Source organism: Bradyrhizobium sp. UFLA06-06, assembly GCF_054820065.1.
This window is the reverse complement of the sequence record NZ_JADFUD010000015.1, coordinates 133,197-158,053: the sequence shown is the minus strand read 5'-3', so window position 1 is coordinate 158,053 and position 24,857 is coordinate 133,197. Positions and strand designations below refer to the sequence as shown.

Below are 24,857 nucleotides of genomic sequence, written 5' to 3'. Positions count from 1 at the left end.
CCGACGGGCCGGGTCGAGCCGAGCGCATCCGCAAATATGTCGCCCAATATGCGGGCGGCGACTGCTTCTTCATCCTGCCTGTTGCCGTGAGCTCAAGCGCAGCCGTCATTGAAGGCTTCGGCGCTTCGACCGCCCCGTTCGATACCTTCGATAAAGCGTTTCGAAAGGAGCAGGGATTTGAGGCTTCGGTCGGCGTCAGGCAGGTGAATCAGGCACAATGTCCGGCCGTCAAATTCCTCAGTCAGGTCGGAAGCGATCAAGCGCGTGCGCCGCGCATCAACCTGTCGGCGACGGAGCTGAAGGCCGGCGAGACCCTCAACGGGACCGTCGAAAATTTTGCCAACCGGGTGGTGGAACTGCTCATGGTCTCGGATCGCGGCGAGGTGCGCAGCCTGTCCTATCTCCTGAAGCCGGGCGTCGACTCGCTGTCCTTTGCCCTGCCGATGGAGCGCACGACCGGTCCGCAACTCCTGTTGGCCGTCGCAGCCCCGCGGGTTCTGGATTCATTGCGCCAGCCGCGACCGATGGCTGCCGACACATTCTTCCTGCAGGCGACGAGCGAAGCTCAACGCGGCAACGTGGCCATCACCGCGGCTGGACGCTATGTCATGCTCACCAATTGAGCCGGCGTTCAGAACTTGCCGATCATCAAGATCTTCAGGTCGGCATCCGGCTCGAAGTCGCTTGCCGTGAACTGCCGTGCATTGTCGGCAGATGAGGGCTTGAGCCGGCCAGGACAAAAACTGACCAGACGGTCGTCGCCGCCGGGATCGATCGTCAACGTGAAGGACCGGATTGGACCCGCCCAGTTCGCACCTGTCTTGAGCACGTAGGAAATGCGCCGCTCCTGCAGCTTTGCGGTATTGGCCTGGCTGTCACCTGTGCGCTTGTCCAATTCGGCAAGGAACGCATCCGTAACGCAATAGTCTCTCCTGTACCGCTCGACTTCCGGTCCCAGTGCCGCGCTGCGACGCAGACCCGAGCGCAGGACCGTGTCAGGGCTGGAGCCGACGCTCGGGCGATATTGATGTTCGACCGTGACGGTACGCGCCGCGGGAAACACCTGCTCGCGAACGGCAGATGTCTTGGTTACCCAGCCGGGCGTATATTGCTGGCGACCGTTGTCGCTCATGCCGGCAGGCATCAGAAGGCCGTCGTCGATCAACTTGGTGCGGGTTGTCGCCGGCAGGTCGGCGACTCGGATCTCCCGATCACCGAGCGGCAGCAAAGGCAGCTTGAACTGACGGAGGAGGGCGGTGACATCCTTGTTGCCGACCATGGCGCGCTGATCGATGGTCAGCGGCACCGCGTTGCCGTCGATCCTGGTCTCGAACGCGACGAAGTTGACCGGATCGCTCGATGGAAGGGCAATGTTCTCGGCTTCGGACAGGTCGATGTCGGGCAGCGGAAAGGCGACAGTGAGCGCAACCGGCTTGCTCGTCTGGTTGACGAATTGGTAGCGAACGGTGACCCGGTCCAGCCCGATATGAAGCTCCTCGCTCGCCATGGCCACGTCCTTGGTGCGGACGAATTGCAGCCCGCCGATGGACAATTCGGCCGCGGAATCATTTGCCCGCGCAGGCCAGCCGGTTGCGGCCAACAGGGCGATCATCAAGGCTCGCGACCTCAACGACAGCCCGCTTAACGCTCCATTTGCCATGCCGGCCTCCATGCGGCGCCGCAGCGTCTGTCCGTGTGGGTCAATCGATCGCCTGGTAGAGGTCGCCCCATTCCGGCTTCCAGACGCCATCGGGGTCGCAAACCACGATCGCGAGCTTCATGTCATTGGCGAGACGGATTGCGCCGCGAAAGGCATCCTGGGCCGGCATATGGGCGCTGACCTGGTCGCTGTTCAGGCGTCCCCCGCTTGCGGCGGCCGGCAACACGATTGACCCGGAGGCACCGGCATTGTCGCGCCTCAAAACCAGAGTAATCGCGTCTGGCTGGATTTCGCTGACTTGCTCAAATCTGTTTCTGGCCATGATTTTGCACTGCAAGCTGAAGGAGTTCGGACTATCACCGTCCAGTGAAAGAGTTGAACGGGATCGGGGTTGCTCGCCACTAATTGACGCTGCACTCGCGCAGTCTTGGATTAGGCAGTCTTGGATTAGTCGGACTGACGCCGCATTCGGTTCGGTTACATTGAGGCGGATATGCTTCGTCGATCTAGCTGGATCTGGCTCTCTATCGTCGGCGCGGCCATAGCGGCCACCGGGGCAAGGGCCGACGATACGGTCGTGCGAAGCTTTGCCGGCGGTTCGGCTGCATCCATGGTGGGGATCGTCGCGGCCAGCCAGGACGTCGAACTCGCGGGCCCGCAAGCGCTCAGCGCTGACGGACAGGGAAACCTGTTTGTGCTCGATCAAATCAATGGCCGTATTCTGCAATTCGACCCCAAACAACCGAACACGGCTCCCGACATCCTGAAGATGCCTGGCGATGTGCAGCCCACCGACCTCGTCGTCCATAACGACGACATCATGGTTTGGGACGGCGGCGTGCGGATGCTGAAGGCGGCACCAGGACAGTCCACACGCGGGCTGGGTGGAGACGAGATCCAGCTGGAGGAAGTCTCATCCCGCGGAACCGACGACCAGGTCGCCATTTCGGCCTTCGCCCAGATGGGCTCGCAGGCGCTGAGCAGCCCGACCGACTTGCTCGATCAGAATACGCGCGCGGCCATCGTGAGGACGACGCGACAGCCCGACCGGCAATATATCGCCTCGCGCAGCAAGGGATCGGTGATCGCCGATATCATTCCCGACAAGGGCAATGCCGGCGTTCGGGTCGAAATCCAGACCATGGTATCCAACGAGACCATCGGTCAGCTCGGCCTGCGCGTCCGCAACCAGCTCGGCACCGTTGAGTTTCTCGAGATCGACAACAGCGACCGCTTCTACGTGCTGGCCGAGGACATTCCTCCGTCGGGCAAGAATGCCTCCACCTTCGTCGCACGCTATGCCGCGAACGGACGCCTAGAGGGTATCTACGAGCTGCCGCTGGAGAACACGCCCGTGACCCGGCGGTTCGTCACCGTTTCGGGCGATGGCGACGTCTATTTTCTGCGCACCAAGCCGGATGGTGTCGAGGTGGTCGGTGTCGGCTTCCGCCCCCTGGGGAAGGTATCCGTCATTGACGTCAGGCCATCGCGCACGGCGGCCGCGCCGGCGGCGGCGCGGCCGGATATCAAGTTCAATGCGACCGCTGCCGTGCGGCCGTCCAATCGTCAGCAGGCGATCGAGACCGCCTTCGCCTTTGAGGGCATTCAGTGGAAGCTGACACCGGCCAACTACGGCAGCGATCCCGACAGCCAATGCTCCGGTTTCAGCCGTATTCGCCGGCCGTGGTACCTGCAGGGCAAGATAAACCAGGAAGTGCGCGGCGTGCCCTATTGCTGGGGGTGCCACGGTTCGCTCGCGAACTTCCGGCAGCGGATCGACAGCGGGACGCTGGCGGGCAATGTCTGCACCCGCAACGAGCCACGGCCGGATGTGGCCGGCGTCGACTGTTCGGCATTCGTCAGTGCCACGTGGGGACTTTCCGTCCACTACACGACCGCCGCCATCCCCGCGATCGCCGCACCTGTGACCAACCCCTGGGACCTCAAGCCTGGCGACGCCCTGAACAAGCCGGGTTCCCACGTGATGTTGTTCCTGCGGTTTACGCCCGATCGCAAGGCCGAGGTCATGGAATCCTCGACGGGTGGCTGCAACGGTCGGGTCTGCCGCAACGTCTATCCGCTCGCAAGCCTGCTCGCGCGCGGTTACGTTCCGGTCCGCTTTCGGGCGTTCGCAGACGATCAGGCGACCGTTTCCGCGAACGCCTATCAGGAGACCGAGGCGCCGACAGGCCGCAAGACGGCGAATAAACGGCGCTGAACCTGAGGTCTTGCCAAGGCTACAGATGAACATGGATCACCGCCTGCGCGCTGGTTTCTGGAGGTCCGGACGGCACTCCTGCCGCTCTGCCTTGCCGGCGTGGTTCCAGGGCGGACCTGGTTGATATCGAGGTGGATCGCGATGCGAACGCTCAGGGGCTTTGATCGAAGGACCGGTTGGCTGTGTGCCGCCATCCTGCTCGCTGCGTTGATCGGCCTGCCACTCCAGCACGCGCATGCGGCGGGTGAACTGTCGATAAGCAATCCCGACGGTGCGGCTCTCCGGGCGCTCGTCATCGGCATCGACGACTACCAGCATGTACGCAAATTGAAGGGCGCGGTCGCCGACGCCAATGACATCGTGTCCAGCCTGAGGACCATGGGCGTCAGCGATGTGGTCGAGCTGACCAATGCACAGGCCGACAGGGCAAGCGTGCTGCGCGAGATCAGCTCACTGGTGGAGCGGACAAAGAGCAACGATCTCGTCTTCCTGTCGATCGCAGGCCACGGCACGCAGGAGCCGGAGCGGATCAAGGGCTCCGAACCGGACGGAATGGAGAACGTGTTCCTGCTGCCCGAATTCGCGACCACCCCGGCCGGATCGGTCGAGCGCATTCTGGGAAGCGAATTCAATCATTTCATCCGGCAGTTCGAATTGCGCGGCGCAAGGGTGATCTTCGTCGCGGATACCTGCCATGGCGGCGGAATGGTGCGCGATATCGATCCGCGTGCGGCCGAGATGAGCTTTCGACAGGTGCCGCGCTACACGCTGCTGGTCGATGAATTGAAGCCGGTGTCGAGCAGCGACGACCCGAAGTCCGAACTCGATCTCGACCACACCGCGTTCATCGCCGCGGTCGATCGGCACACCAAGGCGCCGGAAGTGCGGATTCCCGGGATCGACGGCCTGCGCGGCGCCCTGAGTTATGCCGTAGCCCGGGCCGTGGAGGGCAACGCGGACATCAACCATGATGGCAAGGTGACCCTGAAGGAGCTTTTCAGCAATGTTCGGCAGGTGGTCTATCAACTGTCCGACCAGCGCCAGAACATCGTGACGGTATCGTCGCCGGCCCAGATGCCGGAAACCGAGGTCGCCTTCGAATTGACGCGCGGCGTGGTGCTGATCCAGGGGACGGCCGCGAGAGCTGCCTCCGGCCAGGTTGCTAACGTCGCGTCCGCCGAGAAACAATCTCCCGCGCCGCCGGCCGTTACGGCTAAGTCGCAAACTGCTCCAACCAGTGCCGCTGCGAGCGCCGCGGCCGCGCCCAGTGCCGCGCTGCCGCCGTTCCGCCTCACCACGCCGATCCGTTTGGCGGCGCTTGACGGCAAGATGAATTATTTCACCAGTCTCAAGCCACAGGACGCCAGCGTGCAGGCAGTTCAACCGACTGATAATCCCGACCTGATCTGGGACCCCGTGTCTCATGACGTGATCGCCTGGGGCGACGTGGTCGCCTATGGCGTTGACGTTGGCGGTTTGACGACAGTGGTCAACCGAACCGCGGCAATTCGGGAGCTTAAGCGCATGGCGACGCGGTCGCCGCAGCTGATGCGTATTTGGCCGGATGATCGACAGCAGCGCAGCGGCCAGACCGTCGAGGTCGAATTGTCCGACGTCGGTTCGCGGGCTGTGCTGCTATTCAACGTGTCCGGTGATGGAACCATCCAAATACTGTATCCGGTGGGGTCCGATGCCGCGCTGGCTCGATCGGCAAATCTGCGACTGCCTCTCCGGGTGGGCGAGCCGTTCGGCGCCGAGCAGATCGTCGCGGTGACCTCGCAGCAGCGGATGGTCGATCTGGAGACGGTCCTGATGCAGCTCAACCGGCGCCGCGCCTCGGGGCAGGTGATCAAGAGTCTGGAGCGCTACCTGCCGGCGGACGCGCGGATCGCGTCAATCGGCTTCTTCAGCGTTCCCTGACAATCCTGGGGCAGCGGGCCATGTCGCCAGCGGAACTGGTATGCCGCAAGCAATCATGGTTCGCGATCGTGCTGTTGCTGGCGGGAAGCGGCGTCGCGCTCGCGGCGCCGCCGCCATCGGCCTCTCCATCGGGAGGTGCGACGAACGCTCCATTGCTCTGGCGCGTACAGGCCTCGCGCGGCGCGGCAAATGCTGCCGGCGTGGCGCTTGAGATCCTGCCGGGTCCAACGGTCAACATTGGCGGCAAGGTGTCATTCGGCGTAACCGCCAGGAAGCCCGGCTATCTGATGCTGGTGGATGTGGATGCGGAAGGGCGGATGTCCCAGATCTTCCCGACTGCCGAGCTATTGGCGCAGTCGGTCGGACCCGACATGAATCTTGTGAAGCCTGGTGTCCAATTCATTGTTCCGACGCCGGCGGCACAGCAGCGTGGATTTGAATATGTCGTCGCGCCGCCGGCCGGGTCCGCCGTGATCGTTGCGATCCTGAGCGAGCGACGTGTGCAATTGCTGGATTTGCCGGACGTTCAGCGCAAGCTTCAGGGGCCGGCCGACACGTTGAGCTATCTCTCGGATTGGACCAGTCAGCTGCGGATACCGGACAGCGGCGGCGGAAGACTGTTGCCGAACAATTGGTCGTTCGACATCAAGTCATACTCCATCAAGTAGGTCAGCGATTGCGTTGCTACGGCTACCCGGGCGGTTGAGGAGACCGTCCGGCGGGATCATGTGGTGAATATTCTTGTGGCCGAGGCTGCTGTCCGGCGTCTTGCGTGCAGGGCCCCGCGGTTCGGTTCCCTTGCCCCCGGCATTGCCGATTGCGGGGAGGAGACGGCGGCCCGATCTCGGGCGCGCCGCCCTGCATGCCGTCCTAGTTGCAAACCTCGACATTGCCGGTACCGCCGCCGGGACCTCCGCCGCCACGGTAATCGAGATGACACCCGCGACGGACCGGGCGGCATAGATAAGCATCGCACACGATCTGGCCGCTGCCACCAGAGGGTCTGGCCGTCGCCTGTCGTCGGGGAACGTCGGCTTGCGGCTCGGGCCTCTCGCGGACCGGACGATCGGCGCGCGACGGCCGCTCATCCATGTTGCGCTTCGCCACCGGCTTTTTCCCGCGCCGCTTCTCGCATTCGTTATCCTCGTTCAGGAACGAGCCCTCGGCGCAGGTGATCTTGCGGCACTGATCGCCGTCGGCCTTGTAGCCATGCTCGCAGATCAACGGGCAAACCCGGGCCGGTTTCAGCTTGATCGCATCGAGCACATCGAGGCTTGCAAGCTTGACGTCAAATTTGGTTCCGGCGTGCCGGTTGAACAGGGTCAGGGAGCGACGCGAGGCCGCGTTCCACTCACCGTCGATGGAGCCAGTAAAACAGCCAACCCGGCTCAATTCGCTCTGCACCGATTTGGCAAGATCCTCCTGCGGCGGCGCCGTGTTCAAGGCGGCAACCTTCGCGCCCTCGCTATTCTGCGATGGGGTAGCGGTTGCAATATTATCCGGCCTGGCGCTGTCGGGCGCGGGTCCGTTCGCGGAAAGCATGGCGACCGTTGAGGTTTGGGATGCGGTCCGCTTCCGTTCAGCCTCAGCAGCTTGGTCCTGCGCTGCCTGCTTTGTTCTTTCTGCCGCGATGCGGGCATCCTCCGCAGCCTTGAAATCTGCGGCCGCCTTTTCCTGCTCCGCTCGCTGGGCACCTTCGGACGCAAGCCGAGCCTTCTGCTGCTCCGCTTCCTGCGCTTTCCTGGTGGCGGTGACGCGCGCGTCCTCCGCGTCGATCTGATTGAGCTGAAGCTTGGCCAGATTTGCGTAATAGCCGTCGGGATGCTGGGCGAGGAACGCGCTCATAGCGGCCTTGTTACCCAGTTGCAGGGCCAATTCGTAGTCGCGACGAATCTCCGACGAGGCGTTAGCCGGCGGCGGCGCCGGCTCCTCGGCCTTTGGTACGAGCGCAACGTCCTCACCGCCCAGCGATCCGTAAACGTAGGGTTCCTGTCGATTACCGGTGGCTTGCAAGACATCATCGCGGACGAAGCCGAAAGCCCTGCGCAGGTCGAGTCCAGGCTTTGCGATATATTTCACCAGCGCCGTCGCGTAGGGACTGTTCGTGCTGTTGCCGTCGAGTGCGGTTAGTCCGGCTTTGGCCGCAAACGCGATCAGCGTATTGGATACGGCGGGTTCTACCCGGGCGAGCCCGCGGCTGATCGCGCGCGAAGCGACGGTTCGCTTCATCGTGTCGGCGAATGGATTGTTGCGGCAGGCGTCAACGATCACGACGCGGAGCTGTTTCGCGGGCTCGATAGCCAGCAGGACGCGATCGAGCGAGAAGGCCTCGTCATAGATATCAGTGTCGCGTTCAAGCCTGGCATCCGTCGGAATCAGATAATTCGTCCCGTCGATCTCGATTCCGTGACCTGCATAGTAGACGATGGCGATGTCTGCATCGCGAGCTTGGTCGGCGAAATCCCTCAGTGCCCGCCGCATGTCGCTCGAGGTCAGGTTCAGCCGGGACTCCACCAAATCGAACCCGGCGCCCTTCAAGGTCGCGGCGATTGCGGTGGCATCATTGGCAGGATTTGGAAGCAATGGCGCATTTTGATAGTTCGAATTTCCGACCACCAAAGCCACTCGCTTCGTTGCCCAGGCTGGCTGAGACGCCAGGAGAACTGAAGCAGCAAGAACAACAAGAACTCGGAGGAGCGTGTAGCGCATGGCGAACGTCCAAAATCGGCTCAAAACAACGGCAGCTTTATCGAAGGTGGCCGCGCGCAAACTCCACTGCGTCAAGCGTTACGAGCGCCGGCATGCCTCCGTACGGTAACAATCCTGAGTCCAATCCATTCCTGATGTTGTCGCTTGGGGAAGCGAGAATGTTCAAGGATACACCGAAGCGTGTAGGGCCGGTGGCGGACGGCCGAACAAATGTCAGTTGACCTGTAAGATATTGAAATATCTGATTTTTATCTTTGGCGCCGGAATGGCTGGCAGTGCCGCCATCCGGGTGGCTTCGCCAAGCGAAGTTCCATCTCTCGATAGTGATCTCGGAATTGACCCGCATGCTCAAGCGATGCTCGCGCGGATCGTCAGGGTGTGGCGGCCGCGTCGTTAGTCTCGGTGGCGTCGACAAGGTTCAGCCGGCTCGTTTCGGCTGTTTGTCGCGCCGCGGGCCTCTTCCATAGGAGCGCGAACTGCGTCTATCTGGAAGCAACGCCGATCCGCTCGAGCTGAGACGTGCGAGTCCCGAAAGAATCGAAATCTGCGTCCTCGGGATCCGGACGTCGACGCGTGGACCCCCACCGCAGGTGTCGTGGAAATCTCTAGCGTTGGAGACGCACATGTCAATTCCGCTGAAAATCTACGTCACGCCATTTGCCGAGAAAGGTGTCGCCGAGCCTCAAAAATGGAGTGGCGAGGCCGCCAAGAAGGCACTGGATGTGGTCAATAAGATCTGGGCGAAGGCCAAGATCGCGTTCGTGATCAATGATTACGTGGAAGATAAACCGCTCGATATGGCGAAGAGCGCGCGCAACAATGACCAGCGCGTGCTGGATGTTCTCAGTCTCCGGCATGCTCCCGACAACGCGGTCCACATTTATCTCGTCAACCCGATTGTCAATCTCTCGGCCGGTGGCAGCTCATACCTTCATAGCGATCCCGAGCCGGCAAGCTTTGTCCAATGGTATGGCAATGACTTTGCCAACGGACGCGCGTGGGCCCATGAACTTGGGCATTTGATGAGTCTCGACCACGTCGACGTAGATTACGCCGATGAGAAGCAGGCCGCCCTGCGCAGCAACTTGATGACGAAGGGATTGAGCGTGGGAAGCGATTTGACCGGTCAGCAGATCAGCACGGCCAAAAGTTCAAAACTGGTGAAGCGATTTGGCGGCTGACCTCGGAACCTGCTGCCGGCGCCTTCCATGGACGGATTGCCGCCGGCCCGATCGCTCGTTCGCCCACCGACCGCCGGAGAGACGCCATGCCCAGGATCGACCTTGCAAACGTGCCGGAACGCAAGGGGACCGGCTATCCGGCGGAGTTCGCCGCGCCGTGCGCCGAGCGGGCGCGGCAGCGTCTCGGTGATGCCGGCGGGCTCGCCGACTTCGGCGTCAACCTGATGCGGCTGCCGCCCGGCAACTGGTCGAGCCAGCGCCACTGGCATTCGGATGAGGACGAGTTCGTCTATGTGCTCGCGGGCGAAGTGGTGCTGGTGGAAGACGGCGGCGAGACGGTGCTGCGGGCCGGCGATTGCGCGGCATTTCCGAAAAACTCCGGCAACGGGCATCATCTGATCAACAGGTCGCAGATGACGGCGACCTATCTCGATGTCGGCTCGCGCTCGCGCGCCGACGTCATCACCTGCTCCGACATCGACATGATGAGCCCGAGCTCCGACGGCCGCTTCCTGCACAAGGACGGCACGCCGTACGAATAGCCCACCTGCCGCGCCGCGCCCGAAATCGGGCGTTGCGGATTGGCCGGCGAAGGACCAATGTTCCGGCGAGGAGCTTTGGTCGCGTCGATGGCGGAATGGTATTTCATCTGGGTCGACGGTCCGCGCGGACCCGAGCCGCAGAAATGGTCGTCGGACGGGCTGTGGGGCCAGCTGTCGCGTCAGGACGTGATCGTGCGTTTTCCCCTGAGCGATCGCGAGGCCGAATTGTCGCTCGACCAGCTCGCAAGGCTGCACCCGGTGCCGCAGTGAGCTGCGCCGCAGTTTTCCGTCGACGTTCGATCCGCCGGGTTGAACGTCAGACCGAAAGATCGAAGCCGGGCGTCTCGATTTCGGTCAGGAATGAGGCGACGAACATCTTGCCCAGCACGTGCTTGGCCGCCGGCGTGCCGGCCTTGAGCAAGCCGGCGCGTGTAGCCTCTGCGAGCTCGGCAAGCGTCGGTGCTGCGAGGCTCGTGTCGGGTGTGGCGCGCGGCGCCGTCGCGGATGCGCTGAGCAGCACGCCGGCATAGTAGAGCCGGGTGAGCGCGCGGACATGTGCGAGCCGTGCGCGCAGCGCCTCGTCGAGCGGGCGGCCGAGCCAGGCACGATGCAGGATGTTTTCCAGCTTCGGCGTGCGCGCCAGGCTGTCGCCGACAATCGCAAGGTCGACCAGCGGATCGGTGCGATAGGCGGATTCCCAGTCGATCATCCAGAGCCTGTTGCCGTCGAACAGGATGTTGGCGGGGAGCGAGTCGTTGTGGCTCGACACCGAGTTGGCCTCGTCCCAGGCATAGGCCGCGCGGATCCGCGCGAGATGCGCGTTGCAGCGCTCAAGCACGCCGGGCGCGAACAGGCCGGTGCGGCCGACATGGGCCCAGAGCCGGGCCACGATGTCGGGGTAGCGCACGAAAGCGGGAAAGGTCGGCGTCGCCTGCAGGCGCGCCAGCAATTCGCCGAGCGCCTTCGCCAGCGCCGGCAGGCCGCCGGGATAGCGGCCGAGCGGCTGCCGCTGCACAAAATCCATCACCGCGATGCGCGAGGCCTCGTCGACATAATGGAGTCGCGGCGCGATGCCGGCCTCGGCCGCGATCCTGAGCGACACATACTGAAACGGATTGCGCAGCGGGCTCGGCATTCCTTCGATTCGGAGCAAATAATTCTCGCCGCCTGCATGGATCCGGAACAATTGCGCCGACGTTGCGCCGCCCGAGACGGATGTGACGGCGTCGATCGCCGCGGTGCCGATCACCTGACGCAGTGCGGCATGTGCTGCGTCGCGCTCTATCGGCGGAAGTTTATCGAGAGCACTCATGCGCAAGAAGTTAGCATGGCCGCCATGCGTGCCGAAATCGCATTGATCAGCGTTCGCGATCTATTGCTGGCAGCGCACGACGAAGCGTGAAACAATGCTGCAAAAATCATGTTGGGAGAGAACTTGATGTCGTTCGAGCGGGGGTTGCATTGCGCCGTTGCGTGCCGATCATGGATCGCGTTGCCATTATTCTGCCTGATCAGCACGTTCGGAGTGGTGCATAACGCCGCCGCGAACGAGTCCTTGCAGATTGTGGACGCGCGCGTGCCGGCGGTCGACAAAGCGGGCGGGGACCTTCCGTTGACGATGACGATCAAGAACGAGGCCGACAGCGCCGATGCGCTGCTTCGTGTCCGCTGCCCGGTTGCGAATTTTTCCGAGCGTCATACTGTGGATCGCGGCGAGGGCGCACCAGCGATGCGCTCGATATCCAATATACCAGTGCCGGCAAAGGCAATGCTCGAGCTGAAGCGTGACGGTTATCACGTCATGCTTCTGCAGATGCGTCAGGCGCTCACGCCGGGCGAGACCTTCAAATGCGCGATCGTTTTTCAGAAAGCAGGCACCATCGAGACGGAGGTACAGGTCCAGAAGTGACCTAACACAAGTGACTCAAGAAGGCGGCGGGTGGCGCACAGCCACGCGCCGGGACTCAAGGCTTCTCGCGTGACCGCCCGTGTGTGACGGGCGGTTCGATCAATGAAGAATGCTAGATCCGGAGGAAATGAACTCATGACAAGGTTGAATTGGGTAAAGTCGCATATGCTCGCCGCGGCAGTAGCATCCGCAGCGACCTTCGCGGGCTCTTTGGCGCTCGCCGACGATGTCAATCAGGACCGTCTGCTCAATGCTGACAAGGAAGCAGGCAACTGGCTGCACCACCACAAGAACTATTCGGCGACGCGCTTCTCGTCGCTGGCCGATATCAACAAGGACAACGTCAAGAACCTGAAGGTCGCCTGGACCATGCATCTCGGCGGCGTCGAGGGCGGCGGAATCTGGTCGCATGGCGGCCTGGAGGGAACGCCGATCGTCGAGAACGGCTTCATGTACGTCACCGACGGCTGGGGTTCGGTCTACAAGATCGATGCGCATGGCGGTAAAGGCGTGCTGCTCTGGAAGATGGACCCGAAGACCGACCATGACTGGGCCGGCGCGGTCGCCTGCTGCGGCGTCGACAACCGCGGCGTCGCATTGTGGGGCAACCTCGTCGTCTCGCACACGCTCGACGGCCGCCTGATCGCGACCAACAAGGAGACCGGGCAGGTCGCCTGGCAGCGCCAGGTCGCCGATCCCGACAAGGGCGAGGTGATCACCGGCGCACCGCTGATCGTCAAGGACATGGCGATCACCGGCGTGGCCGGCGCCGAATACGGCATTCGCGGCTGGATCGCCGCGACCGACCTGAAGAGCCAGAAGGAAGTGTGGCGCACCCACACCATCCCGGGCAAGGACGAGGCGGGTCACGAGACCTGGAAGGACGACAAGGACGCCAAGGCGAGCGGCGGCGGATCGACCTGGGTCACCGGCAGCTTCGACCCCTCGACCAACACCATCGTCTGGGGCGTCGGCAATCCCGGACCGGACTGGGACAACGAGTATCGGCCCGGCGACAACCTCTACACCGACTCCTCGCTTGGTCTCGATGCCGACACCGGCAAGATCAAGTGGCACTACCAGCACACGCCGAACGATCCCTACGACTATGACAGCGTGGCGGAGAACGTGCTGGTCGACGTCCCCGGTCCGAACAACACGACGCAGAAGCTCGCGCTCGAGGCCGACCGCAACGGCTTTGCCTATGCGATCGACCGCAACAGCGGCAAGTTCATCTGGGGTCTGCCGTTCGTCAAGAAGGTGACTTGGACCAAGGGTCTCGACCCCGAATCCGGCAAGCCGGTGGAGTATGATCCGAAGCAGGGCGTGCAGCGCTACAACGCGGCGGTGACGCCAAGCCGGACCAACAAGGTGACGGACATCTGCCCCGGCAACATGGGCGGCAAGAACTGGCCGCCGACCGCGTATAATCCGAACCTGAAGCTCTGGTACATCCCGGTGATCGAGAGCTGCAACCGGATCACGGTCGAGGAGACGACGCCGGACAAGTTGAAGAAGCGCGAGTTCTTCACGGGCGGCGGACCGAGCCAGCCGGTCAAGATCACCGGCAGCGTCACCGCGATCGACGTCACCACCGGCAAGGTGGCGGGGAAGGCGGAGACCGAATTCCCGAACCTCGGCGGCATCCTGGCAACGCCCGACCTCGTGTTCTCCGGACAGCCGTCCGGCGAGGTGATCGCCTATGACGCGAAATCGCTGCAGCAGCTCTGGCAGTTCAACACCGGCGGCGGCGTCAACGCGCCCCCGATGACGTTCTCGGTGGACGGCAAGCAGTATGTCGCGATCCTGGTCGGCCTCGGCGGTGCCTGGGACAAGTGGTTCATCGATGCCACGCCCGAGCTGAAGCGGATGCAGCCGGGCTCGATGCTCTACGTGTTCGCCCTTTGACGTCGCAATCGCGGGAGGCCTCTCACCGAGGCCTCCCGCGTCGATTTGGCCGAGAAAGACAAGAAAAAAGACAAGAAACAAGACAAATGAAAAAAGTATGGCTGGTTGGCGCGTGGCTCGGCTGCGCGCTGGTGATGGGATCCACCGGTACCGCGCAAGCGCAGTCGGCGAGCGATCCGACCGATGCGGGCAAGGCGGTGTTCAAGCGCGGCAATTGCGTCGGCTGCCACAAATGGCACGGCAATGGCGGCGGCGGCTATGGCGGCGACGCGCTGTCGCTGCGCAAGACCGAGCTGACCCGCGAGCAGATCATCGAGACCGTGACGTGCGGGCGGCCGGGCACCGGCATGCCGTTCTTCGTGCGCGGCTCCTACGACACCACGAAATGCTACGAGATGACCCGGCAGGACGTCGCGGACCGCATGCCGCCCGAGGCGAATGTGTTCCTGCGGCCGAACGAGATCGAGGCCGTCGCCGATTACGTGCTCGCCCGGGTCAAAGGCAAGGGCGAGCCGACCTACGATGAGTGCATCGCGTTCTTCGGCGATGGCTCGCGGGTCTGCAACATCTACAAGGAGGCCGGCCACGCCGCGGCGCCGTCCGACCAGAGCGAGAAGGCAAAGCCATGAGCAAGCAAGGATCGGCAATCCGTGGCTTGGTCTTCGCTGTCACCGTCACGGCAGCGGTGCCGGCGATGGCGACCGCGGGAGACCTGCGCGACATCAGCGTCGGAATGGCGATCAGCAGCGTGCCGGACGCGGGCTACATTAATCTGACCTGCGTCGGAGAGAAGACCCACAGATTGGCTGATTGGGCGCAGTGGCAGGCTTGCCAGGCCGGACCGGACCAGCTGCGCGGCATCCGCTTCGAGTATGATCGCGAGAGCGGGCGGGAAGGCACCATGGTCGGCGGCCATCCCGCGATCCTCACCGTCATGATCGACAAGGACGCCAAGATCGCGGCGCTCATGATCGAGACCGATCCGAAGGCGCGGCTCTATCTGCGCAAGAAGGCGTTCCTGCTCGGCCTACAGGCGAGATCGCGCTATGGCGAGGACGGTTGGACCTGTTCGAAGGCACAGCCGGGCGCCGACAAGCAGGAGGTCGGCGGCGTATTTGTCGACGAGAAATGCACCAAGACCACCGACGGCCGCACGGTCGAGATCGAGCGTCATCTCTACCGCGAGCCGAACAAGGAGCTCAAGGACATGACCGACGAGACCCGGATCACGATCCGGCGCGCCGGGTCCTGAGCTGCAAACTCCGCTTCACCTCGCCCCCGCGTGCGGGGAGAGGCATAGGCCGCCTTCGGCGGCCGTTCTCAAGAACGCCGAAGCCAGAGCTTCGGCTATGACGCATCGTGAGATGCGTTCCGGGTGAGGGGGAGTCTCTGCACATGCAGCTATCTCCGAATACGCGGAGACGGCCCCTCACCCCAACCCTCTAAGAGCAAGCTTCGCTTGTCTCGACCCCGTAAGAACGGGGAGAGGGAGTACAGGCGGTCTTCAACTTGATCTCATCAATGCTCAGTGCCGCGCCAGCAGCACGACGACGACCAGGGCCAGGATCGCGCACAGCACCTTCCAGAAGGTGACGGGATCGCGATCGTGCAGTGACTTGCGGGTCGCGACGGCGGGGCCGGCCCAGGTCGCGCCGTTTTCCAGTTCGTGCGCGAACTCGATGGCATCGCCGAAGCGTTGCGCCGGATCGACGCTGAGCGCCTTGCCGATCACCGCGTCGAGCCAGGCCGGCAGGTCCGGCCGGTAGCGCGACAGCGGCGCCGGCTTGCCGAAGCGCGGCCGCGAGAACGGCTCGATCTCGCCGAAAGGATAGTTCGCCGTGAACATGCGGTAGACCGTGACGCCGAGCGCGAACAGGTCGGAGGCCTCGTCGCCGGCCTTGCCGCCGAACAGTTCCGGCGCCATGTAGCTCGCGGTGCCCGGAATGTCCTCGGCGGGAAAATCCTCGAGCAGCGGCACCCGCGCGACGCCGAGATCGACAAGGCGCAACCCGCCGTCCTTCAGCAGGATCACGTTGTCGGGCTTGATGTCGCGATGGATGATGCCGGCGCGGTGCAGCGCGGTGACCGCGCGCACCAGCTTGGTTGCGATCGCGATGCCCTCGGTGAGCGACAGCCGCGGCGCGCGGCCAAGCCGTTGCTCCAGCGTTTCACCCTCGTAGAGCGGCATCGCCGAATAGAGCCTGGTCTGCCGCTCCGCCGGCACCTCGATGATTTCGCCGATCCAGAGACTGCGCACGCGCGCCGCGACCCAGGCCTCGCGCACGAAGGCGAGGCGGTAGGAGCCTTCGCTCGCGACCCGTGGATGTGGAAACTTCAGCACCACTTCGCGGCCGGCGCGCTTGTCAGTCGCCTTGAACAGGCGGCTGTAGCGCCCGTCGGACAAGACGTCGCCGAGGCTGAAATCGTCGATCGTATCGCCGGTCACCGGCAGATCGAGGATCGGCAGCGTCGCGATCGCGTGCGTAAGATCGTCGCGGTCCGCCGGCGGCAGGTCGACGACGTCGAGCACCAGCGCGGTCGTGTTGTCGCTGCTGCCGGCCCCGAGGGCGGCATCGACGATGCTGCGCGCGGACTCGTCGGGCGGCGTGCGTTCCTCCAGCAATTGCTGGAGGCGCAAATCGCCGAGCGCGCCGTGAACCCCGTCGCTGCAGATCAGGAGACGGTCGTGTTGCCGGAGCCCGAGGGACGTGTAGTCGAAGCGGGCGAACTCCTCGAAACCGATGGCGCGGCTCAGCATGTGGGCGAGGTCCCCGCGGCCGGCGATATGGTCCTGCGTCAGGCGTTCCAGCCGGCCGTCGCTCAGGCGATAGGCACGGGTGTCGCCGATATGGATCACATGACATTGCCGCCGCGACAGGATGATCGAGGAGAACGCGCAGGCCATGCCGCTGCGCCCAGCATCGACGCGGCCCTGGCCGTAGATCCAGCTGTTGGCGGCTTCCAGCGCCCGCGCGGCGCGGCGACGGACGCCGAGCGTCTCGGGCAGCGAATAATAGGCGTCGATGAAGCTGCGGACCGCGACCTCCGCGGCCTCGCGTCCGCCCTTGTGGCCGCCGACGCCGTCGGCGACCGCGGCGACGACGTCGCGATGGACCGAGCCCGGCTGGCCGAGGCAGGCCGCGACATAATCCTCATTGGCGGCGCGCTTGCCGGTCTCGCTGGCGAAGCCGACGCGCACCCCCAAGTCCCGTTGCGAACCGTTCGCCACGTCCGAGCCCCGTCACATTGCGGAGCGGAGTCCTCAGACGCGCGCTCCCGACACCGCGCCCCAGGTGGTGCGCCAGCGGACCTTGACCATGGCAAGTCCGATGAAGCCAAGCAACGCCAGCCCGCCGAAGAACAGGAAGCCCGCCCCGAATCCGCCGGTCATGCCCTTGGCGAAGCCGAGCGTCTGGGCAAGGAAGAAGCCGCCGACGCCGCCGGCGCAGCCGACCAGCCCGGTCATCAGGCCGATCTCGTGACGGAAGCGCAGCGGGATCAGCTGGAATACCGCGCCGTTGCCCATGCCGAGCGCCAGCACGCCGATCGAGAACAGCAGCACCGAGATCCAGGCGATGCGCGGCAGTTCGGTCAACGCCCAGCCGGCCTCCGTCGGCGCGGTCGGGCCCTCCGGCATGAAGGCGATGACAAGATAGGCGGCGACCACGACGCCGAACAGGATCGACAGCGAACGAATGCCGCCGATCCGGTCGGCGATCATGCCGCCGACGGGACGGAACCCCGAGCCGAACGCGACGATCAGCGCGACCAGCATGCCGGCCGCGACGCCGGAGACATGATACTGCACGGTGAAATAGAGCGGCAGCGCGTTGGCGAGGCCGACGAAGCCGCCGAAGGTGATGAAGTAGAAGAACATGAACCAGCGGCTGTCGGAATCCTTCAGCAGCGCGCCGTAAGCCTGGAGCGAGACCTTCTTGCGCTCGCCCGGCGCGTCCTTGGCTGCGAACGCGTAATAGGCGAGCACCATCAGCATCGGAATCAAGAGGCAGCCGAACACGGCCTGCCAGCCCCAATGCTCGGCAATGGTCGGTGCAAGCAGCGTGTCGAGCACGACGCCCATATTGCCGGCGCCGGCAATCCCCATCACCACGCCCTGATATTGCGGCGGATACCAGCGGCTCGCCTGGGGCAGGGCGACCGCGAACGAGGCGCCGCCGACGCCGAGCGCCAGCCCGAACAGTTCGATCGCGAACTTGCTGGTCAGCCCGAAATGCCATACCGCCGCGGTCGCGGCGATCACGACGAACTGGGCGATGATGCCGGTGCGCTTGGCGCCGATGATGTCGGCGAGAATGCCCATCGGCACGCGCAGCAGCGCGCCGGCGAGCACGGGAATGGCGACCAAGGTGAACTTCTCGTTCACCGCCAGATTCATGTCGCGCGCGATGTAGACGATCAGCGGTCCGAGCGCGACCCACGCCATGAAACTGATGTCGAAGTACAGGAACGCGGCAAGCAGTGTCGGCCAGTGACCTGCCTTCTTGAACTCGGCTAGCTTCATCGCAAGCATCTCGCGTTGATGCGGCGGAGGCAGCCGCACAAGGCGCGGCCGTCTCAAGCGCAGACAAATGGAATGTGGGTGAATGCTGAGCGCGCTCGTCGTTGAGACGCACTCCGTCGACAGCTGTGGTCAGCAATTACCATGCCATCGATCGGGTCGCGTCGCTTTGCCGTGCAGTCGCAAGACGTTGCCGCGCAATCGCGAACAGCGTTCCGCGGCCGCACGTGGCGTGGCTTGCGGCAAGTGCCGCCGCGCAAACGCGCACGCTGGTGCTTTTTTGTGCGATGCGCCAAGCCGGTGCGATTGCGCATCAAATGCGACTTCGCGATCGCCATCACGGCCAGCGATGCTGTGATGCACAAGAGATCATCGGCGTGGCTAAAATTTCGGCCGGCTGTCGGCGCGGCGGGCGACCCGGCGGATTTTGGTCGGCCGGAAACCTGTTGATTTTGCAGCCGGATTCGCCCGCCGCGAGTTGGCACGCGTTTTGAATAACAATCAATAACGGAACATCGGTCGTCATCGAAGACGGTCTGCGCCCGCGGCTGGGCTTCCTACAACTCCAAACCTTTATCGGTGCCCATCAACGACGCACGCCGCGTCGCTGCGCAGCGCCGTCGGAATTGAAAGGCAGACCATGCTCGACAAAGTGACCAAGCAGAAGCTCGTGGTGATCGGCAACGGGATGGCCGGCATCCGGACGGTCGAGGCGCTGCTGGAGCGCGCGCCCGATCTCTACGACATCACGGTGTTCGGCTCCGAGCCTTACGGCAATTACAACCGCATCCTGCTGTCGCCGGTGCTCGCCGGCGAGAAGACCGTCGACGACATCATGCTCAACACCGTCGACTGGTACGAGGACAACAACATCACGCTGCGCAAGGGCGAGACTGTCACCATGATCGACCGCCGCACCTGCGAGGTCGTCACCGAAGCCGGCGAGCGCGTGCCCTATGACCGCCTCTTGATCGCGACGGGCTCAAATCCGATCATGCTGCCGCTGCCGGGCAAGGACCTGCCGGGCGTGATCGGCTTCCGCGACATCTATGACGTCGATCGCATGATCAAGGCCTCGACCGACTATCGCAACGCGGTCGTGATCGGCGGCGGCCTGTTGGGCCTCGAGGCCGCCAACGGGCTGATGAAGCGCGGCATGAACGTCACGGTCGTGCATCTGCTCGACACGCTGATGGAGCGTCAGCTCGATCCGGTGGCCGGCGGGCTCCTGCGCAAGTCGCTGGAAGAGCGCGGCATGGTGTTCAAGATGCCGGCGCAGACCCAGGCGATCCTGGGCGAGGACCGCGTCACCGGCGTGCGCTTCGGCGACGGCACCGAGCTGCCGGCCGATCTCGTGGTGATGGCGGTCGGCATCCGCCCGAATTTCGAGCTCGCCAAGAAGGCCGGACTCTATTGCGAGCGCGGCATCGTCGTCTCCGACACCATGCAGACCTATGACGGCCGCATCTACGCGGTCGGCGAGTGCGTGCAGCACCGCCGCCAGACCTACGGTCTCGTCGCGCCGCTGTTCGACCAGGCCAAGGTCTGCGCCAACCACCTCGCGATGAAGGGTTTCGCCACCTATGACGGCTCGGTCACCTCGACCAAGCTGAAGGTCACCGGCATCGACCTGTTCTCGGCCGGCGACTTCGCACCGGGGCCGGACAAGGAGGAGATCGTGCTGCAGGACGCCAACCGTGGCGTCTACAAGCGCATAATCCTGAAGGACAAGAAGATCGTCGGCGCCGTGCTCTATGGCGACACCATCGACGGCCCCTGGTACTTCCAGCACCTGCGTGACGGCACCGACGTCTCGCATATGCGCGAGCGCCTGGTGTTCGGCGCCGCCAATCTCGGCGATGGTGGCGTCAGCGGCCAGAGCTCGGTTGCCGCGATGAGCGACGAGACCGAGGTCTGCGGCTGCAACGGCGTCTGCAAGGGTGCCATCGTCAAGGCGATCAGCGAGAAGAAGCTGTTCACGCTCGACGATGTCCGCGCCCACACCAAGGCGTCGTCGTCCTGCGGCTCCTGCACCGGCCTTGTCGAGCAGGTGCTGGCGTTCACGCTCGGCGGCGACTATTCGGCGGCGCCGAAGGTCAAGCCGCTGTGCAAATGCACCGATCACAGCCACGACGACGTTCGCCGCGTCATCGTCGAGCAGCAGCTCAAGACCATTCCCGCGGTCATGCGCTTCATGGAGTGGAAGACCCTGAATGGCTGCCACTCCTGCCGTCCGGCGCTGAATTACTATCTGCTCGCGACCTGGCCTGGTGAATATCGTGACGATCAGCAGTCGCGCTTCATCAACGAGCGCGTCCACGCCAACATCCAGAAGGACGGCACCTATTCGGTGGTGCCGCGGATGTGGGGCGGCGTCACGACGCCGAGCGAGCTGCGCGCGATCGCCGACGTCGCCGAGAAGTTCAGCATCCCGACGGTGAAGGTCACCGGCGGCCAGCGCATCGACCTGCTCGGCGTCAAGAAGGAGGACCTGCCTGCGGTGTGGGCCGACCTCAACGACGCCGGCATGGTGTCGGGCCACGCCTACGCCAAGGGCCTGCGCACGGTGAAGACCTGCGTCGGCTCCGAATGGTGCCGCTTCGGCACCCAGGATTCCACCGGCCTCGGCGTCAAGCTCGAGAAGTTCATGTGGGGATCGTGGACGCCGGCCAAGGTCAAGCTCGGCGTCTCCGGCTGCCCGCGCAACTGCGCGGAAGCGACCTGCAAGGACGTCGGCGTGGTCTGCGTCGATTCCGGTTACGAGATCCATTTCGCCGGCGCCGCCGGACTGCACATCAAGGGCACCGAGTTCCTGACCAAGGTCGAGACCGAGGATGAATGCCTCGGGGTGATCGTGGCGCTGACCCAGCTCTACCGCGAGGAGGGCTGGTATCTCGAGCGCATGTACAAATGGTGCGACCGCGTCGGTCTCGAGCAGATCAGGAAGCGCGTGGTCGACGACGTTGCGAACCGCAAGGCGCTGTTCGCCCGCTTTGCCTATTCGCAGCAGTTCGCGCAGACCGATCCGTGGGCTGAGCGTGCCAGCCGCGGCGTCGACCGCAACGAGTTCGCGCCTCTCGCCGAATTGGAGCTCGCATGACCCAGTGGATCGAAATCGGCGCATTGACCGACATTCCGCGGCTCGGCTCGCGCGTGGTGCGCACGCCGGGCGGCAACATCGCGGTGTTCCGGACCGAGAGCGACGAGGTGTTCGCGCTCGACGACCGCTGCCCGCACAAGGGCGGGCCGCTGTCGCAGGGCATCGTGCACAACAAGCGCGTGACCTGCCCGCTGCATAACTTCGTCATCGAGCTGGCGAGCGGGCAGGCAGTCGCGCCCGACGAGGGCTGCACCCATACCCATCCGGCCAAGGTCGAGAACGGCATTGTCTGGCTGTCGGTGCGGCAGGCGGCTGCGGTGAGCTGAGCGGTCAGGCAATGTCCGTCAAGACCACGTGTCCCTATTGCGGTGTCGGCTGTGGCGTCATCGCGTCGAAGGACGCGGCGGGTGCCGTCACCGTCGCGGGCGACAGGCAGCATCCCGCCAATTTCGGCCGGCTCTGCAGCAAGGGCTCGGCGCTCGCCGAGACCATCGATCTCGACGGGCGTCTGCTCGAGCCGATGGTGGACGGCGCGCCGGCGGCATGGGACGACGCGCTCGATCGCGTCGCCGATGGCTTTAATCGCATTATTCGTGAGCACGGCCCGGACGCGGTCGCGTTCTATGTCTCCGGCCAGCTGCTGACCGAGGACTATTACGTCATCAACAAGCTCGCCAAGGGCTTCGTCGGCACCGCCAATATCGACACCAATTCGCGGCTGTGCATGGCCTCCAGCGTCGCCGGGCACAAGCGCGCCTTCGGCAGCGACACCGTGCCGGGTTGCTACGAGGATCTCGAGCAGGCGGACCTTCTGGTGCTGGTCGGCTCCAACGCCGCCTGGTGCCATCCGATCCTGCACCAGCGCATGCTGGCGGCGAAGGAGAAGAACCCGGCCTGCAAGATCGTGGTGATCGATCCGCGCCGCACCGCGACCTGCGAGGGCGCCGATCTGCATCTGCCGCTGCGCTCGGGCAGCGACTCCGTGCTGTTCAACGGCCTGTTCGCCTTTCTTGCCGGCAGCAACGCGGTCGACCGCGGCTTTGTCGGCAATTGCACGACGGGTGTCGTCGACGCGCTCAAGCAGGTCGGCGGCCAGACCGTGGCGCAGACCGCGGCGACCTGCGGCCTGACCGAAGGCGCGGTCGGGCTGTTCTTCGACTGGTTCACCCGGACCGAGCGCGTCGTCACGCTGTATTCGCAAGGCATCAACCAGTCGTCGAGCGGCGTCGACAAGGTCAACGCCATCATCAATTGTCATCTCCTGACTGGGCGCATCGGCCGTCCCGGCATGGGGCCGTTCTCGCTGACCGGCCAGCCCAACGCGATGGGCGGCCGCGAGGTCGGCGGGCTCGCTAACCAGCTCGCCGCGCATATGGAGATCGACAACCCCGCGCATCGCGCGCTGGTGCAGCGGTTCTGGCGTGCGCCGGTGATCGCGGAAAAGGCCGGGCTGAAGGCGGTCGACATGTTCGATGCGATCGCCGACGGCCGCATCAAAGCGGTGTGGATTATCTCGACCAATCCGGTGGTGAGCCTGCCGGATGCCGATCGCGCGCGCGCCGCGCTCGACGCCTGCGAGCTCGTCGTGGTGACGGATTGCATGCGCGACACCGACACCACGCGCCATGCCGACGTGCTGCTGCCGGCGCTGGCGTGGGGCGAGAAGGACGGCACTGTCACCAATTCCGAGCGCCGGATCTCGCGGCAGCGGCCGTTCCTGGCAGCTCCGGGCGAGGCGCGCGCCGACTGGCGCATCATCTGCGACGTCGCCGTCCGGATGGGGTATTCCGGCTTCGACTACGCTTCGGTTGCCGAGGTGTTCCGCGAGCACGCCGAACTGTCGGGCTTCGAGAACAGCGGCCGGCGCGATTTCGACATCTCGGCGCTGGCGACGCTGGATGATGACGCCTATGACGCGCTGGCGCCGGTGCAGTGGCCGGTGACGTCAGACCATCCGGCCGGCACGCCGCGGATGTTCGAGAGCCAGCAATTCTTCACGCCGGACCGCAAGGCGCGCTTCGTGCCGGTGGCGCCGCGCGCGGCGCGCCACGCCACCAGCCGCGACTTTCCGCTGGTGCTCAACACCGGCCGCGTGCGCGATCAGTGGCACACCATGACCCGGACCGGAAAAACCGGACGATTGATGGCGCATGTCTTCGAGCCCTATGCCGAGTTCCACCCCGAGGACGCGCGGCAGGCCGGGCTGCAAAACGAAGGGCTGGTGCGGCTGACCAGCAGCTGGGGCGAGATGATCGCGCGCGTCGTGGTCAGCGCCGACCAGCGCCGCGGCTGCGTGTTCGTGCCGATGCACTGGAACGAGGAGTTCGCCGGCGAGGGCCGCGTCAACGCGCTGGTCAATCCGGCGGTCGATCCGCTGTCCGGCCAGCCGGAGTCCAAGCACACGCCGGTCAGGGCCGATCCTTACGCGCCGAAATGGCACGCCTTCATCCTGAGCCGCGACGCGATCAGGCGTCCGGCCAGCGGCTATTGGGTTTACGGCAAGGCCGGCGATTGCACGCGGCTCGAACTTGCGCTCGATACCCGCCCGGAGAGCTGGCGCGACTGGGCGCGGGCGCAGCTCGGCCTCGAAGGTGTCGAGATCGAATGGATCGCCTATCGCGATCCGGCCGCGGGCCGCTTCCGCTACGCGGCGGTGCGCGACGGCCGGCTCGAGGGCTGTGTGTTCATCGCGCCCGATCACACGCTGCCGTCGCGGGCCTGGCTGACCGGGCTGTTCGCCGAACAGCAATTGTCGGCCAATGCGCGGATGGCGCTGCTCGCCGGACGGCCGTTCGGCGCGGGCGAGGATGTCGGCCCGATCGTCTGCTCCTGCTTCAGCGTCGGACGGCACCAGATCACCGCCGAGATCAAAAAGGGCGCCGACAGCGTCGATGCGATCGGCCGCTGCCTGAAGGCCGGCACCAATTGCGGCGGCTGCAAGCCCGAGATCGGCAAGCTGATCGGCGCCACCGCGCAGCCGCGGCAGGCGATCGCGTCGTAAGTCGCTACGCATCGCCGCCGCGCCAGGGTCCAACCGAGACATGCGTGGTTCAAGATTGTTGCGGCGCAAATTGACCTTGAGCCCTATTTCTACGGCCGCAATTTCCTGATGTGATCTTCAATATTGCGAGCCAATTTGCTTTGACCCCAGCCCAGGGGGCGCCGTGTCGATCACCATTGTGTCGTGAGCA

Annotated in this window: 21 protein-coding genes and 1 pseudogene; 14 read left to right on the top strand and 8 right to left on the bottom strand. The window is 64.5% G+C overall.

The features are described 5' to 3' along the window. Window positions 1-623, top strand: a pseudogene (locus tag IF803_RS15920) (serine/threonine-protein kinase); the annotation flags it as partial. An 8-nt stretch (window positions 624-631) separates the two neighbouring features. Here the strand turns inward: IF803_RS15920 and IF803_RS15915 are convergent. Both IF803_RS15915 and IF803_RS15910 read right to left on the bottom strand, forming a co-directional pair. After that, a complete protein-coding gene (locus IF803_RS15915) occupies window positions 632-1,612 on the bottom strand; it encodes a DUF4424 domain-containing protein (RefSeq protein WP_461192723.1) in 981 nt (326 codons plus the stop codon). Between the two features lie 88 nt (window positions 1,613-1,700). Next, complete coding sequence (locus IF803_RS15910; protein WP_092082356.1) at window positions 1,701-1,982, bottom strand: hypothetical protein; 282 nt, start codon at window positions 1,980-1,982, stop codon at window positions 1,701-1,703. 171 nt (window positions 1,983-2,153) lie between these two features. Between IF803_RS15910 and IF803_RS15905 the strand changes: the two genes are divergently transcribed. Continuing rightward, window positions 2,154-3,878 carry a hypothetical protein gene (locus IF803_RS15905; protein WP_461192722.1) on the top strand — a complete coding sequence of 575 codons (1,725 nt, stop codon included), beginning with the start codon at window positions 2,154-2,156 and terminating at the stop codon, window positions 3,876-3,878. A 36-nt stretch (window positions 3,879-3,914) separates the two neighbouring features. On the opposite strand, the gene IF803_RS15900 is transcribed toward IF803_RS15905, so the two are convergent. After that, window positions 3,915-4,196, bottom strand: a complete 282-nt coding sequence (locus IF803_RS15900) for a hypothetical protein (protein ID WP_461192729.1) — start codon at window positions 4,194-4,196, stop codon at window positions 3,915-3,917. Here IF803_RS15900 and IF803_RS15895 point away from each other — a divergent pair. Both IF803_RS15895 and IF803_RS15890 read left to right on the top strand, forming a co-directional pair. After that, window positions 4,086-5,798 (top strand): caspase family protein, encoded by a 1,713-nt coding sequence (locus tag IF803_RS15895; RefSeq protein ID WP_461192728.1) that lies wholly within the window; start codon window positions 4,086-4,088, stop codon window positions 5,796-5,798. The genes IF803_RS15900 and IF803_RS15895 overlap by 111 nt on opposite strands. A gap of 20 nt (window positions 5,799-5,818) precedes the next feature. Beyond that, window positions 5,819-6,466: a DUF4384 domain-containing protein gene (locus IF803_RS15890; protein ID WP_461192721.1), complete on the top strand. Its 648-nt coding sequence runs from the start codon at window positions 5,819-5,821 to the stop codon at window positions 6,464-6,466. A 202-nt stretch (window positions 6,467-6,668) separates the two neighbouring features. Here IF803_RS15890 and IF803_RS15885 read toward each other — a convergent pair whose 3' ends face one another. Continuing rightward, window positions 6,669-8,507 carry a caspase family protein gene (locus IF803_RS15885; RefSeq protein ID WP_461192720.1) on the bottom strand — a complete coding sequence of 613 codons (1,839 nt, stop codon included), beginning with the start codon at window positions 8,505-8,507 and terminating at the stop codon, window positions 6,669-6,671. Between the two features lie 623 nt (window positions 8,508-9,130). Between IF803_RS15885 and IF803_RS15880 the strand changes: the two genes are divergently transcribed. The 3 genes from IF803_RS15880 (at window position 9,131) to IF803_RS15870 (ending at window position 10,500) form a co-directional block, all read left to right on the top strand. Then, on the top strand, window positions 9,131-9,688 hold the full coding sequence (locus IF803_RS15880) for a zinc metalloprotease (RefSeq protein WP_028339353.1): 558 nt from the start codon (window positions 9,131-9,133) through the stop codon (window positions 9,686-9,688). 86 nt (window positions 9,689-9,774) lie between these two features. Beyond that, complete coding sequence (locus tag IF803_RS15875) at window positions 9,775-10,230, top strand: cupin domain-containing protein (RefSeq protein WP_461192719.1); 456 nt, start codon at window positions 9,775-9,777, stop codon at window positions 10,228-10,230. An 87-nt stretch (window positions 10,231-10,317) separates the two neighbouring features. Next, the gene (locus tag IF803_RS15870) at window positions 10,318-10,500 is read left to right on the top strand and encodes a hypothetical protein (RefSeq protein ID WP_245288656.1); all 183 of its coding nucleotides are present in this window, start codon (window positions 10,318-10,320) and stop codon (window positions 10,498-10,500) included. 46 nt (window positions 10,501-10,546) lie between these two features. Here IF803_RS15870 and IF803_RS15865 read toward each other — a convergent pair whose 3' ends face one another. Further along, on the bottom strand, window positions 10,547-11,542 hold the full coding sequence (locus tag IF803_RS15865) for a phosphotransferase (protein WP_461192718.1): 996 nt from the start codon (window positions 11,540-11,542) through the stop codon (window positions 10,547-10,549). 126 nt (window positions 11,543-11,668) lie between these two features. Between IF803_RS15865 and IF803_RS15860 the strand changes: the two genes are divergently transcribed. From IF803_RS15860 to IF803_RS15845, 4 genes are all read left to right on the top strand, one after another. After that, the gene (locus tag IF803_RS15860) at window positions 11,669-12,139 is read left to right on the top strand and encodes a copper chaperone PCu(A)C (RefSeq protein ID WP_080583245.1); all 471 of its coding nucleotides are present in this window, start codon (window positions 11,669-11,671) and stop codon (window positions 12,137-12,139) included. 135 nt (window positions 12,140-12,274) lie between these two features. Next, window positions 12,275-14,047 carry a PQQ-dependent dehydrogenase, methanol/ethanol family gene (locus tag IF803_RS15855; protein WP_245288655.1) on the top strand — a complete coding sequence of 591 codons (1,773 nt, stop codon included), beginning with the start codon at window positions 12,275-12,277 and terminating at the stop codon, window positions 14,045-14,047. Window positions 14,048-14,133: 86 nt separating this feature from the next. After that, the gene (locus IF803_RS15850) at window positions 14,134-14,676 is read left to right on the top strand and encodes a c-type cytochrome (protein WP_461192717.1); all 543 of its coding nucleotides are present in this window, start codon (window positions 14,134-14,136) and stop codon (window positions 14,674-14,676) included. Continuing rightward, the gene (locus tag IF803_RS15845; RefSeq protein WP_229158948.1) at window positions 14,673-15,299 is read left to right on the top strand and encodes a hypothetical protein; all 627 of its coding nucleotides are present in this window, start codon (window positions 14,673-14,675) and stop codon (window positions 15,297-15,299) included. Before IF803_RS15850 ends, IF803_RS15845 begins: the two co-directional genes overlap by 4 nt. Before the next feature lie 273 nt (window positions 15,300-15,572). Here the strand turns inward: IF803_RS15845 and IF803_RS15840 are convergent, their stop codons facing one another. From IF803_RS15840 to IF803_RS15830, 3 genes are all read right to left on the bottom strand, one after another. Next, window positions 15,573-17,246 (bottom strand): protein kinase domain-containing protein, encoded by a 1,674-nt coding sequence (locus IF803_RS15840; RefSeq protein WP_461192716.1) that lies wholly within the window; start codon window positions 17,244-17,246, stop codon window positions 15,573-15,575. Between the two features lie 63 nt (window positions 17,247-17,309). After that, entirely contained in the window at window positions 17,310-18,569 is a 1,260-nt protein-coding gene (locus tag IF803_RS15835) for an MFS transporter (protein ID WP_461192715.1), read from the bottom strand. Between the two features lie 334 nt (window positions 18,570-18,903). Continuing rightward, on the bottom strand, window positions 18,904-19,092 hold the full coding sequence (locus IF803_RS15830; RefSeq protein WP_461192714.1) for a hypothetical protein: 189 nt from the start codon (window positions 19,090-19,092) through the stop codon (window positions 18,904-18,906). Between the two features lie 114 nt (window positions 19,093-19,206). Here IF803_RS15830 and nirB point away from each other — a divergent pair, with 114 nt between their 5' ends. The 3 genes from nirB to IF803_RS15815 are packed head-to-tail and all read left to right on the top strand — an operon-like array spanning window position 19,207 to window position 24,667. Next, window positions 19,207-21,666, top strand: coding sequence for a nitrite reductase large subunit NirB (nirB, locus tag IF803_RS15825; RefSeq protein WP_461192713.1), 2,460 nt, complete (start codon window positions 19,207-19,209; stop codon window positions 21,664-21,666). Next, a complete protein-coding gene (gene nirD / locus IF803_RS15820; protein WP_411783316.1) occupies window positions 21,663-21,992 on the top strand; it encodes a nitrite reductase small subunit NirD in 330 nt (109 codons plus the stop codon). The genes nirB and nirD overlap by 4 nt, the downstream gene beginning before the upstream one ends. An 11-nt stretch (window positions 21,993-22,003) precedes the next feature. Next, the gene (locus tag IF803_RS15815) at window positions 22,004-24,667 is read left to right on the top strand and encodes a nitrate reductase (RefSeq protein ID WP_461192712.1); all 2,664 of its coding nucleotides are present in this window, start codon (window positions 22,004-22,006) and stop codon (window positions 24,665-24,667) included. Window positions 24,668-24,857 lie beyond the last annotated feature (190 nt).

Bases quoted from the DNA above. Each gene is read 5' to 3' on its own strand.
- IF803_RS15915 (WP_461192723.1), bottom strand. From the start codon at position 1,612: ATGATCGCCCTGTTGGCCGCAACCGGCTGGCCTGCGCGGGCAAATGAT.
- IF803_RS15910 (WP_092082356.1), bottom strand. From the start codon at position 1,982: ATGGCCAGAAACAGATTTGAGCAAGTCAGCGAAATCCAGCCAGACGCG.
- IF803_RS15905 (WP_461192722.1), top strand. From the start codon at position 2,154: ATGCTTCGTCGATCTAGCTGGATCTGGCTCTCTATCGTCGGCGCGGCC.
- IF803_RS15900 (WP_461192729.1), bottom strand. From the start codon at position 4,196: ATGCTGGTAGTCGTCGATGCCGATGACGAGCGCCCGGAGAGCCGCACC.
- IF803_RS15890 (WP_461192721.1), top strand. From the start codon at position 5,819: ATGTCGCCAGCGGAACTGGTATGCCGCAAGCAATCATGGTTCGCGATC.
- IF803_RS15885 (WP_461192720.1), bottom strand. From the start codon at position 8,507: ATGCGCTACACGCTCCTCCGAGTTCTTGTTGTTCTTGCTGCTTCAGTT.
- IF803_RS15880 (WP_028339353.1), top strand. From the start codon at position 9,131: ATGTCAATTCCGCTGAAAATCTACGTCACGCCATTTGCCGAGAAAGGT.
- IF803_RS15875 (WP_461192719.1), top strand. From the start codon at position 9,775: ATGCCCAGGATCGACCTTGCAAACGTGCCGGAACGCAAGGGGACCGGC.
- IF803_RS15870 (WP_245288656.1), top strand. From the start codon at position 10,318: ATGGCGGAATGGTATTTCATCTGGGTCGACGGTCCGCGCGGACCCGAG.
- IF803_RS15865 (WP_461192718.1), bottom strand. From the start codon at position 11,542: ATGAGTGCTCTCGATAAACTTCCGCCGATAGAGCGCGACGCAGCACAT.
- IF803_RS15860 (WP_080583245.1), top strand. From the start codon at position 11,669: ATGTCGTTCGAGCGGGGGTTGCATTGCGCCGTTGCGTGCCGATCATGG.
- IF803_RS15855 (WP_245288655.1), top strand. From the start codon at position 12,275: ATGACAAGGTTGAATTGGGTAAAGTCGCATATGCTCGCCGCGGCAGTA.
- IF803_RS15850 (WP_461192717.1), top strand. From the start codon at position 14,134: ATGAAAAAAGTATGGCTGGTTGGCGCGTGGCTCGGCTGCGCGCTGGTG.
- IF803_RS15845 (WP_229158948.1), top strand. From the start codon at position 14,673: ATGAGCAAGCAAGGATCGGCAATCCGTGGCTTGGTCTTCGCTGTCACC.
- IF803_RS15835 (WP_461192715.1), bottom strand. From the start codon at position 18,569: ATGAAGCTAGCCGAGTTCAAGAAGGCAGGTCACTGGCCGACACTGCTT.
- IF803_RS15830 (WP_461192714.1), bottom strand. From the start codon at position 19,092: ATGACGACCGATGTTCCGTTATTGATTGTTATTCAAAACGCGTGCCAA.
- nirB (WP_461192713.1), top strand. From the start codon at position 19,207: ATGCTCGACAAAGTGACCAAGCAGAAGCTCGTGGTGATCGGCAACGGG.
- nirD (WP_411783316.1), top strand. From the start codon at position 21,663: ATGACCCAGTGGATCGAAATCGGCGCATTGACCGACATTCCGCGGCTC.
- IF803_RS15815 (WP_461192712.1), top strand. From the start codon at position 22,004: ATGTCCGTCAAGACCACGTGTCCCTATTGCGGTGTCGGCTGTGGCGTC.